The sequence below is a fragment of the Edwardsiella tarda ATCC 15947 = NBRC 105688 genome (assembly GCF_003113495.2).
Classification (GTDB): domain Bacteria; phylum Pseudomonadota; class Gammaproteobacteria; order Enterobacterales; family Enterobacteriaceae; genus Edwardsiella; species Edwardsiella tarda.
This window is the reverse complement of the sequence record NZ_CP084506.1, coordinates 1832422-1845802: the sequence shown is the minus strand read 5'-3', so window position 1 is coordinate 1845802 and position 13381 is coordinate 1832422. Positions and strand designations below refer to the sequence as shown.

Sequence of the window (13381 nt, the reverse complement as noted above, 5' to 3'; positions counted from 1 at the left end):
TCTAGCAAACGCGATTTCAGCCTCTTATCAGTTTTATGGCAAATAGTTGTCGGCGGAGGGAATGAACGAATGTGTCGGCGTGTGGATTGTCGTCGCTGCGGGAGGCGGCTAGAATTGCGCCGGCTATATATATTCAAAGGATGAATAAATGAACGGATATGTCTATCTGGCGATGGCGATCGGCGCCGAAGTGATCGCGACCACGGCCCTCAAGGCGACCGAGGGATTCACCAAGCTGGGGCCAAGTTTACTGGTCGTTGCTGGCTATGGCATTGCTTTTTGGGGACTTTCTCAGGTAGTCAAGACGATTCCTCTGGGGGTGGCCTATGCCATCTGGTCCGGTATGGGCATCGTGCTGGTATCGTTAGCCGCCTACTGGTTGTATCAGCAGACGCTCGATTGGGCCGCGCTGTTGGGCATGGCGTTGATCATTGCCGGCGTCGCGGTCATTAATCTCTTTTCCCACACCTCGGCACACTAAATTACATTCTGTCATCACCTGGGCGGGGGAAGAGAGGCCGCCCAGGGGCGCGTGCACTTAACGTATCTCGATGATCTGTATCCCTGGTAAGGCCTGAAGTTGCTGATACAGTTCGCTGATCGGTTGCTTTGGCCGTAGGGTGAGTTCGAGACGAACCTCGCACAGTGTGGCGTCCGGCGCTTGGCGCAGCGAGAGGCGCTCAGGCGTGAGATGCTGCTGTTGCAGGGCCAGTAACAGGGCGCTCACCCTGTCGGGGGGTAATTGCACGCTCAGGCGGTGGTGTTGCCCCATCAGGCGGTTGCTCAGTTGACGGAAGAGCTCCAAGACGATCAGGGTCATCAGGGTGCCGTAGATCCCGATCTCATACAGCCCGCTGCCGATAACCAGCCCGATGGCGGCGGTGACCCACATCCCGGCGGCGGTGGTCAGCCCTTTGACGGCCTGCTTCTGGATGATGATGGTGCCGGCGCCGAGGAAACCCATGCCGGAGACCACTTGAGCCGCGATACGGCTAGGGTCAAGTCCGACATGGTTGAGCGCGAGAATATCGGCGAAGCCATACTTCGAGACGATCATAAATAGCGCGCTGCCGATACCGACCAGAATGTGGGTGCGTAGTCCTGCCTCCTTGGCGCGGAGTTGGCGTTCGATGCCGATTAATCCGCCCAAGAGTCCTGCCAGGGCGACGCGCAGCAATAAGTCGCTGACCATACCTACCTCAGTTGTTTGTGACCTGCTTGTTTTCCTGCCCCATTCGGCGTACAACCCCGAGCAGAGTTCAGTTAACTGTCTATGTTAACAAATCTTGAGGCGTTTGCCGCCTCGCGCAGCGGGCGCGATAGTATCAGACGGTAACGCGCAATCAGACAGGTCGGGAGGAGTCAATCGATGAGAGGTGGGGTGTTCGGAGCGGCATTGCTGGCGTTGGCGCTGACGGGGTGCGCCGATGAGGCGGCAGAGCAGACGGCGAAGGCATCGCCGCGTATCGCCGCCAGCGCGGCGTTGAGTGAGGGGTGCGCGCTGGTGGGGGGCGAGATAGCCTTGGCGCATCAGCTCGATGGCAGCGCACTGGTTCAGTGCCAGTTACCGGATGGCAAACGCTGTAGCGAACGCGGGGTGATCAGCGGCAACTGCCCCAATTGAGGGGCCTCGCTCGGTCGCTATAACCAATCGCGTAGGTGATAGCGGAAACGGTGGCCGTGACGATCGATTAATTCCAGGCTATAGGGGGCTTGGCGCCAGCGCAGCGTCCCCCCTTGGCGTAACAGCGCCGCTAAGCGGGATTGTGCCATCTGCCAGCGGGGATCGGCACAGGGGGTGGGTTGCTCCTGCAGATCGGCGACGCGTAACTGACCCGCGTGTAGCGTCGCCTGGCCACTCATCTGGCCGCAGAGTGTGGCGCTGAGCCACATCCCTTGGCCAAACTCCAGATCGGGCGTCATGCGTTGTGCGTCGCCGGCGATCGGTTGCTCATCGATAGCCTGTAAGACGTAGTGATGGTGCTGGAGTTGGGCCGCCGTTGGTGCCAGGCGACAACCGACCAGTAGGGCACTCATGCCCAGTAGTAATAGGATGCGCATCATTTCTTTTCTCCATCTCGGTATCGCCGCATCGCGACGCCGATTTCTCTTTGCTTTTCCCGGCACGTTTTCCATTTAACGCTACACTTAAGTCTAAGATGCGTCACCCGCCAACACGGGGACGTATCATCGTACGTCGGCGTGGTTGGGGAGATTCAGTATGCCACAGTGTGATGTCATGCTGGTGTCGGCGGCGGAAGTGAAGTCGGAGTAAGGGAGTAGGGAGCATCGTGCGGGCGGCGTTGACCGACCCGCGTCTCGTCGCGTCTTCAGGCTGGCGCGTGAGACACGCCGCTTACGGGTGCCCCATGGCGCTGTGTGGCGGTGATGGCAATTGGCGTGTGTATCAATACAGAAAAAGGAGTGTGCGAAATGGTGATGGTATCCGAGCCACCTAACGCGGCGTTTAGCACAAATACCATGGACTTTCTGGCCAGTAGTATTGCAATGATGGAGTCTCAGGGGCGTAACATCAGCGCCCGCGATGTGCAGGGTAATATGACGGCGCAGCAACGCGCGTTGTTCAATGAGCGTCTGGCCTATTATCGCCAGCAGTATACGGAGGAGGCGCTGGCGTAAACGGTCGCTCTGTCGATAAGGAGTAAAAAAAACCCGCCGAGGCGGGTTTTTTTGTGGGATGCGCGCAGGCTATTCGGCGGTAAGCAGGTTAGGGCAGTGACGGTGCTGGATCAGATCGTCAATATTTTGCAACGTGGTCAGCGAGATGCTGGTCAAGGCCTCCTCGGTGAGGAAAGCCTGATGACCGGTGAACAGCACGTTATGGCAGGCCGACAGGCGGCGGAACACATCGTCCTGGATCACGTCGTTAGATTTGTCTTCGAAGAACAGATCGCGCTCGTTCTCATACACGTCCATCCCCAGCGCCCCGATCTTCTGCTGCTTCAGCGCGTCGATGGCGGCACTCGAGTCGATCAAAGCCCCACGGCTGGTGTTGATGATCATCACCCCATCCTTCATCTGGGCGAAGGCCTCTTGATTCAGGAGGTGGTGGTTTTCCGGCGTCAGCGGGCAGTGCAAGGTGATCACATCGGAGCGGGCATACAGCGTCTTCAGATCGACATACTCCGCCCCAAGCTCCAGCGCCTGCGGGTTGGGGTAGGGATCGAAGGCGAGGATATGCATGCCGAATCCTTTGAGGATACGCATGGTAGCGATGCCGATCTTGCCGGTCCCAATCACCCCGGCGGTACGGTTATGCATGTTAAAACCGATCAACCCTTCGAGAGAGAAGTTGGCGTCGCGTGTCCGTTGGTAGGCGCGATGGATGCGGCGGTTGAGGGCTAGCATCATGCCGACGGTGTGTTCGGCGACGGCCTCTGGCGAGTAGGCCGGGACGCGGACGACGGCGATCCCGAGCTCTTTGGCCGCGGCCAGATCGACGTTGTTAAATCCGGCGCAGCGCAGCGCGACGATGCGGATGCCCATGGCCGCTAGCTGCTCCAGCACCTCACGTCCGGCGTCGTCGTTAACGAAGATGCACACCGCATCGAACCCTTGGGCCGTTTTGACCGTCTGGGGACGCAGTAAAAAGTCAAAAAACTCCAGTTCAAAACCAAACTGTTTATTCACCAGCTCAATGTATTTTCGGTCGTATTGTTTAGTGCTGTAGATAGCGAGTTTCATACGATGTCTCCAACTTAAATTGTGATCATCATAGCAAAAATCGCCATGGTCGACAAAAGTGACGCCGGGGTGTGATGTAAATCATTTTTTCCTCTCAGTGCATTGAATGGCAATAGATTAATCCGCTATTGTCCCGCCGTCATTTAGCTAAACTGATCACTATGATGAGGCGATAGCGTGCGGTGGAACGGGGGCGGTATGAGGAGAGTGTGGCGTATCGGCGCGCTGACGGCGGCACTCGTGTTGGGCGGCGGCGTCGCGGCGTGGTGGGCGCTGCCCTATTGGCTCCCGCCACTACTGCGACCGTGGCTGCCCGCCGGGGCGGCGTTGCGTCTGCCTGAGCGTCCCTATTGGTCCCAGGGCGCGTTGCGCCTGCCGCAGCTGGAATATCGCCAGGCGGGATGCCCGCTACTGACGTTGCGCCAGGCGGCATTGCGTTATCGCCAGGCGCATTGGCAGTTACAGGCGGCGACGTTGGCGCTGGATAGCCGCTGTTTCAGTGCCGGGACGGGCGGCGGCAGCTTGCCCACGCTGAGTGCCCTGCAACAGGCGTTGCCGCCGTTGAACCTCACCATCGATCGATTGACATTGCTCCCCTGGCAGCACTATGGCGGCACGCTACAGCTGCATAATCAGAATGGTCGTCAACGCCTAGGCCTGAATGGCGAACAGTTGCAACTGGATGTGGCGTTGGAGCGCCAGGCATTGAGCGTACGGCGCCTGTTACTGAAGCTGCCGCAACTGGATCAAGATCTGCAACTCCAAGGGCAGATAACGTTGGGCCTGGATCTGGCCAGTACCCCGCCTGGCGGGGCATTACAGGCGCAGTTTCGTCTGGCCGGCACGCCCGACCCGTTGCAGTTACGTCTGCGTTGGCAGGCGCAAGGGGGGCGGGCATGGCTCACGCGTGATGGCAGCACGCGGCCATTACTCGATCTCCCCTGGCAACAGCAGCAGGATCGGTTGCGTATTCGTGACGGCGCTTGGTTTTGGCCCTATGGCCCGCAACCACTCCACGGGGCGATTAACCTCACGTTAGAGGAGTGGCGGCAGGGATGGCGCCATGCCACCTTGCAGGCACGCTTGAATATGTTGAGTCAGGGAGAGCAGGGTAAGGCGAATCTGGTGATGCAGCTTGGGCCAGGACGCTTGGATCTCCAACCGGGGGCTTTCCCTTTGCGCCTGGATGGGCGAGTCAATCAGCAGGCATTGTCTTTCGCCGCCGCGCTCTCGGCCGAGGTGACGGGGACGCCAGACGATCCCACGCTACGCTTCTTACCCGGAGCCTTATTGCGTTTCTGGGGGCGGACGGATGCGCAGACGACGATCAGGGAGGCGCGTTGGCCCCTGGCGGGGGTTCAGCTCAATCGTGCCGGGATCAGTGGGCGTCTCCAGGCGATTCTACGCGTCACCCACCGTTACTGGGGGGAGGGACAACTGCATCTCGATGGCCAGGCCGTGGCTTTTCGTCCCGACAGCGGCAGTTGGCGTTGGCGCTATTGGGGCAAGGGGCGCATGCCGCCATTACTGGCACGTTGGGATGTCAGCGGTCAGGGCGGTTGGCTGAATGATGAGTTACGCGTCGATCACCTCTCTGCCGGTTTCGATCGTCTGGCCTATGGCTTGGCCCGCGTGACGCAACCGCGCCTGACGTTGAGTCAGCCGCTGATCTGGCAGCGTTCGGCCCAGCATGCCGCCTTCAGCGCCGGCTTCGATCTCGCGGCTCGGCGGGTCGACTTCAAGAATGGCGGCTACCTGCCCACGCCACAATTGCGTGTCGTGGCTGTCGGCAGCGCGCCTCAGTCGATGCAGTTGCGTGGTGATCTGCGTGCCGGTGCCATCGGCCCGATCCGCCTCGCCGGGCGTTGGGATGGTTCCCGTTTGCGTGGCCAGGCCTGGTGGGAAAGTCAACCGATGCGTGTCTTCCAGCCGTTACTGGCGCCGGCGTTAGGGATGCAACTCCATGCCGGACGTTTCCACGCTCAAGCGGCCTTCTCCGCGGCCCGTGGGCAAGGTTTTATCGCCGGGGGACATCTCCAGGCACAGCGAGTGGGGCTATGGCTGAAGGAGGGGAGAGTCGAAGGGCTGGATTTGATCTTGCCTTACCGTCTACACGATAGTCGTTGGCAGCTTGGCCCCCATGGGCCGGTGTCTCTGCGCATCGATCGTCTGGTCAATCAATTCGATCTGCAACAGATCCAGGCGGATCTACAGGGTTACTATCCCTATAGCGAGGCCTATCCCTTAACGGTGTCAGGGGTGAGTGCCGGCCTGTTTGGCGGTGAGGTGGCCTTATCCTCCCTGCGTCTGCCCCAACGCCAGGCGGCGGTATTGCGCCTGCACGCTATCGAGTTGAGTGAACTGATCACGGCGCTGAAGGTGAAGCAGTTTGCCCTGTCGGGACGGGTAGATGGGGCGTTGCCCCTCTATCTGCACAATCCGCAATGGATCATCCACAATGGTTGGTTCGCCAATACACGACCGATCACCCTACGACTGGACAAGGACATGGTGGATGCCGTGGAGGGGAATAATTTGGCGGGTGGGGCCGCCTTGGATTGGTTGCGCTATTTGGAGGTGGGGCGCTCTCATGCCCGCATCGATTTGAGCAATCTGGGCGAACTGACGCTGGATGCCACCCTGTATGGCATCAACCGGATGAAGGATGACCGACGCGTCATCGCACTCAACTACCGCCAACAAGAGAATGTATTTCAGTTGTGGCGCAGTCTACGCTTCGGCGATAACTTACAGGCCTGGCTGGAGTCCCGCTTGGCCCATATTACGAGGAGTCAGCATGAGTAACGCCATGATGATGGGGCCAGCGTTAATGCTGGCGCTACTGGTGACGGGGTGTACGCCACGTATCGAAGTGGCGGCACCGACCCAGCCGATCACCATCAATATGAATGTGAAGATCGAACATGATATTCACATCACCTTGGATAAAGAGGTGGAAGCCCTGTTGAAGTCTAAACCCGGCCTATTCTAAGGGGGACGCGTGAATCGTTATCTTACAGGATTGCTGGGCATACTGTTGGCACTGAGCCTGGCGTCACCGGCCTGGGCCTTGACGCTGGATGAGGCGCGTGCCAGTGGACGTGTGGGGGAGACGTTAAGCGGTTACCTGGCGGCGCGTAGTCAGGATGCCGAGACCTTGGCGCTGGTGGCGCGGGTTAATCAGGGCCGAGCGCAGAGCTACCAGGCTCTGGCGCAGAGCAATGGCGTCAGTCGTGAGAGTGTGGCGCGTCTGGCCGGTGAGAAGTTGGTCGCACGCGCCCCGCGTGGGGAGTACGTCCAAGGGATCAATGGATTGTGGCTGCGTAAGCCCTAAGCCCTAAGCGCGTGCGGCGTGTCCTCGTCGGGTGCGCTTCGCTGTCCCGAGGTGTGAGAGCAGGGGGAGACGTCCGCGCGCGGGTAAGCGACGGTGTGTTTGGGCGGGGGAAAACCGACCCGACCCTCGATGGCGTTGCTTTTTCGGCGCGACGACGCGTGTTGGAGAGGGAAATTGCGCGCGGCGTCACACTCCGATGCGACGCCGTGCTGTGGTAAGATAGTCACATACCCGGATATTAACTGCCGCGTCGGCGCCTGTTTGCCTATCGGCACCTTTCCAATCCAAGGAATTCTGATCGTGAAATCCCCACTTGCTGCGCTGGTCGACCAGCTTGATGATGTCATGCTGCGCGATCGTCAGCGTTTACTGCGCCGTATCCAGGGCGCCAAGAAGATGACTCAGCCCGCCGCCGTGCAGGCGATCGCCGAGACGTTGGCCGGTGATATCGCTCAGGCGCGTCAGGTGACCGCCAATCGACGTGCCGCCTGTCCGACGATTAGTTATCCGCCAGGGCTTCCCGTCAGTCAGAAACGTGATGCGTTATTGGCGGCGATCCGAGACCATCAGGTGGTGATCGTCGCCGGGGAGACCGGTTCGGGTAAGACCACCCAGCTACCCAAGATGTGCCTCGAGTTAGGACGTGGCGTGCGCGGGATGATTGGCCACAGTCAGCCACGTCGTCTGGCCGCGCGTTCGGTCGCCGAGCGTATCGCTCATGAGCTTGAGACCCCGCTGGGAGGATGCGTTGGCTACAAGGTGCGCTTTAGCGATCAGGTGGGCGAGAATACCCTGGTTAAGTTGATGACCGACGGTATTCTGCTGGCGGAGATCCAGCAAGACCGCATGTTGATGCAATATGACACGTTGATCATCGACGAGGCGCACGAACGTAGCCTCAATATCGACTTCATCCTGGGCTATCTACGCCAGCTATTGCCGAAGCGTCCAGACCTGAAGGTGATCATCACCTCGGCGACCATCGATCCGCAGCGTTTCTCTCGCCACTTCAATCAGGCTCCCATCATCGAGGTCTCCGGGCGTACCTACCCGGTCGAGGTGCGCTACCGGCCGATTGCCGATGGCGACGGTGAGCGGGATCAGACGCAGGCGATCATCGACGCGGTCGACGAATTGGGTCACGAGGCACCGGGGGATATTCTGATCTTTATGAGCGGTGAACGGGAGATCCGTGATACTGCCGATGCCCTGACACGCCTGGCGCTGCCGCATACCGAGGTGCTACCGCTATATGCCCGCCTCTCCGCCGCCGAACAGAACCGTGTGTTTCACTCCCATAGCGGACGGCGCATCGTGCTGGCGACTAACGTGGCAGAGACCTCGCTGACGGTGCCAGGAATTAAATACGTTATCGATCCCGGTACCGCACGAATTAGCCGTTATAGCTATCGAACGAAGGTACAACGCCTGCCGATTGAGCCGATCTCTCAGGCCTCCGCCAATCAACGTAAGGGGCGGTGTGGACGTGTCTCCGACGGTATCTGCATCCGTCTGTATGATGAGCAAGATTTCCTGTCTCGTCCCGCCTTTACCGATCCGGAGATCTTGCGTACCAATCTGGCCTCGGTGATCTTGCAGATGACGGCGTTGGGACTGGGGGATATCGCCGCCTTTCCTTTCGTCGAGGCACCGGATAAGCGCAATATCCAGGACGGGGTTCGCTTGCTGGAAGAGTTGGGCGCGGTGACGTTGAATCAGCGTGGTCATCAGCAATTGACCGCCTTGGGACGTCAACTGGCCCAGTTGCCCATCGATCCGCGCTTGGCGCGCATGGTGATCGAAGGGGAACGTAACGGCGCCTTACGTGAGGTGATGGTGATTGCCGCCGGTTTGTCGATCCAGGATCCGCGTGAGCGTCCCGCCGATCGTCCTCAGGCCGCGGATGAGAAACATCGACGCTTCCAGGACAAGGAGAGTGATTTCCTGGCGCTAGTCAATTTGTGGGACTATCTGCGCGAGCAGCAACAGGCGCTCTCCAGTAATCAGCTACGCCGTCTGTGCAAGAGTGAGTTTCTCAATTATCTGCGGGTGCGCGAGTGGCAGGATATCTATACCCAGTTGCGTCAGGTGGTGAAGTCACTCGGTTTTCATATCAATAGCGCCCCGGCCGATTATCGCGCGTTACATTGCGCGCTGCTGAGCGGGCTGTTGTCCCATATCGGCCAGAAGGATGTCGAGAAGCAGGAGTTTACCGGGGCGCGTAACGCACGTTTCGCCATCTTCCCCGGCTCGGCCCTGTTTAAGAAGCCGCCCAAATGGACCATGGTGGCGGAGTTGGTGGAGACCTCGCGCTTGTGGGGACGCGTGGCGGCGCGCATCGATCCAGAATGGATCGAGCCATTGGCCCAGCATCTGATCAAACGCAGCTACAGTGACCCGCATTGGGAGAAGAGCCAGGGCGCGGTGATGGCCAGCGAGAAGGTCACCCTCTATGGTTTGCCGATCGTCAATGAGCGACGCGTCAATTACGGGCGTATCGATCCGCTGTTGTGTCGCGAGCTCTTTATTCGTCATGCCTTGGTGCAAGGGGAGTGGCAGGCTAAATACGCCTTCCTGCGCGCCAACCAACGTCTGCGCAGCGAGGTTGAGGAGCTAGAGCATAAGTCGCGGCGGCGCGATATTCTGGTAGATGATGAGACGCTGTTCGCCTTCTACGATCAACGCATCGGCCAAGAGGTGGTATCGACACGCCATTTCGATAGCTGGTGGAAGAAGGCGGGCGCCGCTCAACCCGAGCTGCTCAACTTCGAGAAGTCGATGCTGATCAAGGAGGGGGCCACGCGCATCAGTGCACAGGACTATCCCAACGTCTGGCAGCAGGGCAACTTCCGTCTGCGTCTCTCCTATCAGTTTGAGCCGGGAGCCGACGCCGATGGGGTGACGGTACATATCCCTTTGGCGATCCTTAATCAGATCGAGGATCACGGCTTCGATTGGCAGATCCCGGGTATCCGTCGCGAGCGGGTGATCGCGCTGATTAAGTCGTTGCCCAAGCCGCTGCGGCGTAATTTTGTGCCGGCACCGAACTACGCCGAGGCCTTCCTGGCTCGAGCCACGCCGTTAGCGTTGCCGTTGCTGGAGTCGTTGGAACGCGAGCTGCGTCGCATGACGGGAGTGACAGTGTCACGCGATGATTGGCAATTGGCGCAGGTCGCGGATCACCTCAGCGTCACCTTCCGGGTGGTCGATGAGCGTAACCGCCCGTTGGCCGAGGGCAAGTCACTGGAGGCGTTGAAGCTGCGTCTCAAGGATCGATTACAACAGACCCTCTCTGCCGTGGCCGATGACGGACTGGAGCAGCAGGGGTTACATCTGTGGAGTTTCGGTGAGCTGCCGCAGTGTTACGAGCAGAAGCGTGGTAACTACGCTATCAAGGCCTATCCGGCGCTGGTGGACGACAAGGACAGCGTGGCGATCAAGCTGTTCGAAACCGAGCAGGAGCAACAGCAGGCGATGGGCGCCGGCTTGCGCCGCTTGCTGCTGTTAAACATTCCCTCACCGGTGAAATACTTGCACGAGAAGCTGCCCAACAAGGCTAAGCTCGGCCTGTACTTCAACCCCTATGGCAAGGTGTTGGAGTTGATCGATGACTGCATCGCGTGCGGTGTGGATGCGTTGATAGCCCGTCATGGCGGCGCCGTTTGGCAGGCGTCGGCCTTCGCCGCGCTGCACGAGCAGGTGCGCGCCGAGCTCAATGAGACGGTGGTGACCATCGCCGCCCAGGTCGAGCGTATCCTGACCTGCGCCAACGGCATCAATAAGCGGCTGAAGGGGCGGGTCGATATGACGATGGCCTTGGCGCTCTCCGATATCAAAGCACAGATGGGGGGATTGATTTACCGGGGCTTCGTCACCGCGACCGGCGCCGAACGTCTGGCGGATGTGGAGCGCTATCTGCATGCCATCGAGCGGCGTCTGGAGAAGTTAGGCGTCGATCCGCATCGCGATCGGGCGCAGATGCTGCGTGTCGAGCAGGTACAGCAGGCCTGGCAACAGTGGATCCAGCGTCTGCCTGCCGTGCGACGCCAGGCGCCCGAGGTGCAGGCGATCCGTTGGATGATCGAGGAGCTGCGCGTCAGCTACTTTGCCCAGCAACTGGGCACGCCCTATCCGGTCTCCGATAAGCGTATTCAGCAGGCGATGGAGGCGTTGGAGCAGGGGTAAACATGTCGGGAGCGGCATGGCGCCGGCGTCGCTCCCTTCGCCCTGTTATTGCATCAGGCGTTGCAGCCCGCCTTGTAGGGCGGTGACCGCCACCGCATGGTTGTCGGCCAAGGCTCGGTTTTCCGGCGCGGGCGCCGAGCTTTGAATGGCGACTAACGTCCATCCCTTATCGTTTCGCATCAACAACGGTGAACCGCTATCGCCCGGTAGGGTATCGCAACGATGGCTCAAGACGCCACTCTGGGCCCAGCCGGTGATCAGACAGTCCTGATGGCGGTAGAGACCGTCCAGATGGTCCTGCGGATAACCGGCCTGGGTCACCTGACGTCGCTGCGCCTTCAGTGCGGCGCTCAACGCCGGTGCCGTGCCTTGCCAGACCGGCAGTGGGCGGATGTCAGGCAGCGGGCCGCCGCTGATTTCGACCAGACCATAATCCTGCGGCGCGGCCGCCGGCGGGACGATCCAGCCATCGCCGTCCGCCTTGAGTTTATTCTGCAACTGGGGATTGACCCGGGTACGCAGTTGGTGTGTCTGATAGCGCCACTTCCCATCGTTGGCGATGAAGCGCAGCGCTACGGCACGATCGATCTTCCCCGGCGGCGCCAGTAGGCAGTGACCGGCGGTCAATGCCCAACGAGGGGCGATCAGCGTGGCGGTACATAAGTTGCCGCTGGCCGTCTCCACCTGACCGATGGCCTGCCAAGGCCAGGCTGTGACATCGTTGACTTGGCTACGATCATCATGACCGAAGAAGAGTTGGCGTTGTTGCGCCGGGGTAAGGCCATCATCCGCTTGCGCAGTGGCTGGCAGCCAAGGGGTCAATAACAGCGTGAGACTCAATAGAGCGGGGAAACGCATAATCAAATCCATATGTCGTATGTCACAATCAACAGTATAGTCAATAAGTTGCCTGCCATGTCGGCCCGTGTCTTTGCTACAGATAAAAACTGGCTGCGATGAGACCGCATAGGATCAGCAACAATAGCAGCAGTTCGAAGCGATAGTGACGAAACATAGCGATACCCTGATGGTGCGGGCTGGCGATGATATTATGGTAGAAGATTACCGGGATGACGACTGTGGCAGAATGGTTTCGGCATGTAACCCTTTGTACGTCGTCAGGTAACCATGGCCCTTTCCCTCATCACGGGTATCCTCTTATCGCCGCGTCCACGCCATGCCGGGCGACGGGGCTTACAGTCGCCTGATCAACCTGGCGGGATTTCCGGCATAAATACCGGTTATCTCGATGGGTTTAACGACCACCGCCCCGGCGCCAATGACCGAGCCGCTACAAATGTAGGGCGATAGGATGGTGGCTCCGCTACCGACGACGACAGCCTCGGCGAGGGCGATCCTCAGCCAGCTTTTCGCCGACGGATCGGGCGTGCCGCTGCGAAACAGATCGTTGGCGAAGGTCACATTATGGCCAATAAAGCAGCGCTGCCCCAGCGTGACGTTTTGGCAGATAAAGGTATGTGACTGGATGCGACTCGCGTTACCGATCACGCACCCTTGCTGTATTTCGACAAAGGGGCCGACAAAGACGTCATCGCCAAGCTCGCATTCATAAATATTGGCCGGTTTAATGATGGTAACGTTTTTCCCACAAATGACGTCACGGATTTCACTCTCGACTATTCTCATCGTCCTAGCTCCAATGGCGGGGGAAGGGGCGCGAGCGGCAGGATAGCGCCGTGATACGCGTTATCGGCTCCTCGCTCGGAGGCCTGGGTGCTGGCGATTCCGTCGAGCAGAGAGCGAGGCGTGCCTGCATACCCGCGTTGTGATATCTGTTAGCTCGCGCAATACGTGAGGTCACCGGCACTAGGGTCGCGAGTAGTGTGATGACCGAGTGCGGTCGCGATAGCGAGCAGAAAGAGCAGAACAAAAAAACGGCGTAATGTAAATGTCCCTGATGATTTTCGCGGCGTAGTAGAGCGGGCTTGCGCAGATCGTCCCACCAATTGGCTCGCGCCAGGAAATCGCTCGCCTTATCGCTGGTTAGCGGCTAGTCACGGGCTGGGGCGAGAGCGACGCCGCGACATAACGAGAGCGTGTCGCCTACATTTACGTTAATTAGTTACAACATACATATGATCATGTTTTCTCCCTCTCCTGAAACCCATACGCCAACGAAAAGTTACCGCCACTCTT

13 protein-coding genes are annotated in these 13381 nt (G+C 59.4%); 7 read left to right on the top strand and 6 right to left on the bottom strand.

Features of this window, described 5'->3' with window-relative positions; genetic code table 11:
* The first annotated feature begins 148 nt into the window (after positions 1 to 148).
* Entirely contained in the window at positions 149 to 481 is a 333-nt protein-coding gene (locus DCL27_RS08540) for a DMT family transporter (protein ID WP_005285893.1), read from the top strand.
* A gap of 57 nt (positions 482 to 538) precedes the next feature.
* On the opposite strand, the gene DCL27_RS08535 is transcribed toward DCL27_RS08540, so the two are convergent.
* Entirely contained in the window at positions 539 to 1192 is a 654-nt protein-coding gene (locus DCL27_RS08535) for an MgtC/SapB family protein (protein ID WP_005285895.1), read from the bottom strand.
* 177 nt (positions 1193 to 1369) lie between these two features.
* On the opposite strand from DCL27_RS08535, the gene DCL27_RS08530 reads away from it, so the two are divergent.
* Complete coding sequence (locus tag DCL27_RS08530; RefSeq protein ID WP_005285898.1) at positions 1370 to 1624, top strand: putative hemolysin; 255 nt, start codon at positions 1370 to 1372, stop codon at positions 1622 to 1624.
* Between the two features lie 17 nt (positions 1625 to 1641).
* On the opposite strand, the gene DCL27_RS08525 is transcribed toward DCL27_RS08530, so the two are convergent.
* Positions 1642 to 2064 (bottom strand): META domain-containing protein, encoded by a 423-nt coding sequence (locus tag DCL27_RS08525; protein WP_035598846.1) that lies wholly within the window; start codon positions 2062 to 2064, stop codon positions 1642 to 1644.
* A gap of 369 nt (positions 2065 to 2433) precedes the next feature.
* On the opposite strand from DCL27_RS08525, the gene DCL27_RS08520 reads away from it, so the two are divergent.
* Positions 2434 to 2640, top strand: a complete 207-nt coding sequence (locus DCL27_RS08520) for a hypothetical protein (protein WP_005293691.1) — start codon at positions 2434 to 2436, stop codon at positions 2638 to 2640.
* Positions 2641 to 2709: 69 nt separating this feature from the next.
* Here DCL27_RS08520 and DCL27_RS08515 read toward each other — a convergent pair whose 3' ends face one another.
* The gene (locus DCL27_RS08515; RefSeq protein ID WP_005285904.1) at positions 2710 to 3705 is read right to left on the bottom strand and encodes a 2-hydroxyacid dehydrogenase; all 996 of its coding nucleotides are present in this window, start codon (positions 3703 to 3705) and stop codon (positions 2710 to 2712) included.
* Positions 3706 to 3903: 198 nt separating this feature from the next.
* Between DCL27_RS08515 and DCL27_RS08510 the strand changes: the two genes are divergently transcribed.
* The 4 genes from DCL27_RS08510 to hrpA all read left to right on the top strand — a co-directional run bounded on the left by DCL27_RS08510 (position 3904) and on the right by hrpA (position 11224).
* Complete coding sequence (locus tag DCL27_RS08510; RefSeq protein ID WP_035598849.1) at positions 3904 to 6510, top strand: YdbH family protein; 2607 nt, start codon at positions 3904 to 3906, stop codon at positions 6508 to 6510.
* Positions 6503 to 6697, top strand: coding sequence for a YnbE family lipoprotein (locus tag DCL27_RS08505; protein WP_005285910.1), 195 nt, complete (start codon positions 6503 to 6505; stop codon positions 6695 to 6697). Before DCL27_RS08510 ends, DCL27_RS08505 begins: the two co-directional genes overlap by 8 nt.
* Before the next feature lie 9 nt (positions 6698 to 6706).
* Positions 6707 to 7039, top strand: coding sequence for a YdbL family probable chaperone protein (locus tag DCL27_RS08500; RefSeq protein WP_005293696.1), 333 nt, complete (start codon positions 6707 to 6709; stop codon positions 7037 to 7039).
* 300 nt (positions 7040 to 7339) lie between these two features.
* The gene (gene hrpA, locus DCL27_RS08495) at positions 7340 to 11224 is read left to right on the top strand and encodes an ATP-dependent RNA helicase HrpA (RefSeq protein WP_035598852.1); all 3885 of its coding nucleotides are present in this window, start codon (positions 7340 to 7342) and stop codon (positions 11222 to 11224) included.
* Positions 11225 to 11269: 45 nt separating this feature from the next.
* On the opposite strand, the gene DCL27_RS08490 is transcribed toward hrpA, so the two are convergent.
* From DCL27_RS08490 to DCL27_RS08485, 3 genes are all read right to left on the bottom strand, one after another.
* Positions 11270 to 12082 (bottom strand): trypsin-like serine peptidase, encoded by an 813-nt coding sequence (locus tag DCL27_RS08490; protein WP_005293702.1) that lies wholly within the window; start codon positions 12080 to 12082, stop codon positions 11270 to 11272.
* Between the two features lie 76 nt (positions 12083 to 12158).
* A complete protein-coding gene (gene ydgU / locus DCL27_RS17850; RefSeq protein WP_455709028.1) occupies positions 12159 to 12239 on the bottom strand; it encodes a small membrane protein YdgU in 81 nt (26 codons plus the stop codon).
* Between the two features lie 179 nt (positions 12240 to 12418).
* A complete protein-coding gene (locus DCL27_RS08485) occupies positions 12419 to 12871 on the bottom strand; it encodes an acyltransferase (RefSeq protein ID WP_005285919.1) in 453 nt (150 codons plus the stop codon).
* Between the last annotated feature and the right edge of the window lie 510 nt (positions 12872 to 13381).

What these genes read in the sequence shown, in the direction of transcription:
- DCL27_RS08535 (WP_005285895.1), bottom strand. Translation starts at nt 1,192, where the DNA reads ATGGTCAGCGACTTATTGCTGCGCGTCGCCCTGGCAGGACTCTTGGGC.
- DCL27_RS08510 (WP_035598849.1), top strand. Translation starts at nt 3,904, where the DNA reads ATGAGGAGAGTGTGGCGTATCGGCGCGCTGACGGCGGCACTCGTGTTG.
- ydgU (WP_455709028.1), bottom strand. Translation starts at nt 12,239, where the DNA reads ATGTTTCGTCACTATCGCTTCGAACTGCTGCTATTGTTGCTGATCCTA.
- DCL27_RS08485 (WP_005285919.1), bottom strand. Translation starts at nt 12,871, where the DNA reads ATGAGAATAGTCGAGAGTGAAATCCGTGACGTCATTTGTGGGAAAAAC.
- DCL27_RS08525 (WP_035598846.1), bottom strand. Translation starts at nt 2,064, where the DNA reads ATGATGCGCATCCTATTACTACTGGGCATGAGTGCCCTACTGGTCGGT.
- DCL27_RS08530 (WP_005285898.1), top strand. Translation starts at nt 1,370, where the DNA reads ATGAGAGGTGGGGTGTTCGGAGCGGCATTGCTGGCGTTGGCGCTGACG.
- DCL27_RS08520 (WP_005293691.1), top strand. Translation starts at nt 2,434, where the DNA reads ATGGTGATGGTATCCGAGCCACCTAACGCGGCGTTTAGCACAAATACC.
- DCL27_RS08505 (WP_005285910.1), top strand. Translation starts at nt 6,503, where the DNA reads ATGAGTAACGCCATGATGATGGGGCCAGCGTTAATGCTGGCGCTACTG.
- DCL27_RS08515 (WP_005285904.1), bottom strand. Translation starts at nt 3,705, where the DNA reads ATGAAACTCGCTATCTACAGCACTAAACAATACGACCGAAAATACATT.
- DCL27_RS08490 (WP_005293702.1), bottom strand. Translation starts at nt 12,082, where the DNA reads ATGCGTTTCCCCGCTCTATTGAGTCTCACGCTGTTATTGACCCCTTGG.
- DCL27_RS08540 (WP_005285893.1), top strand. Translation starts at nt 149, where the DNA reads ATGAACGGATATGTCTATCTGGCGATGGCGATCGGCGCCGAAGTGATC.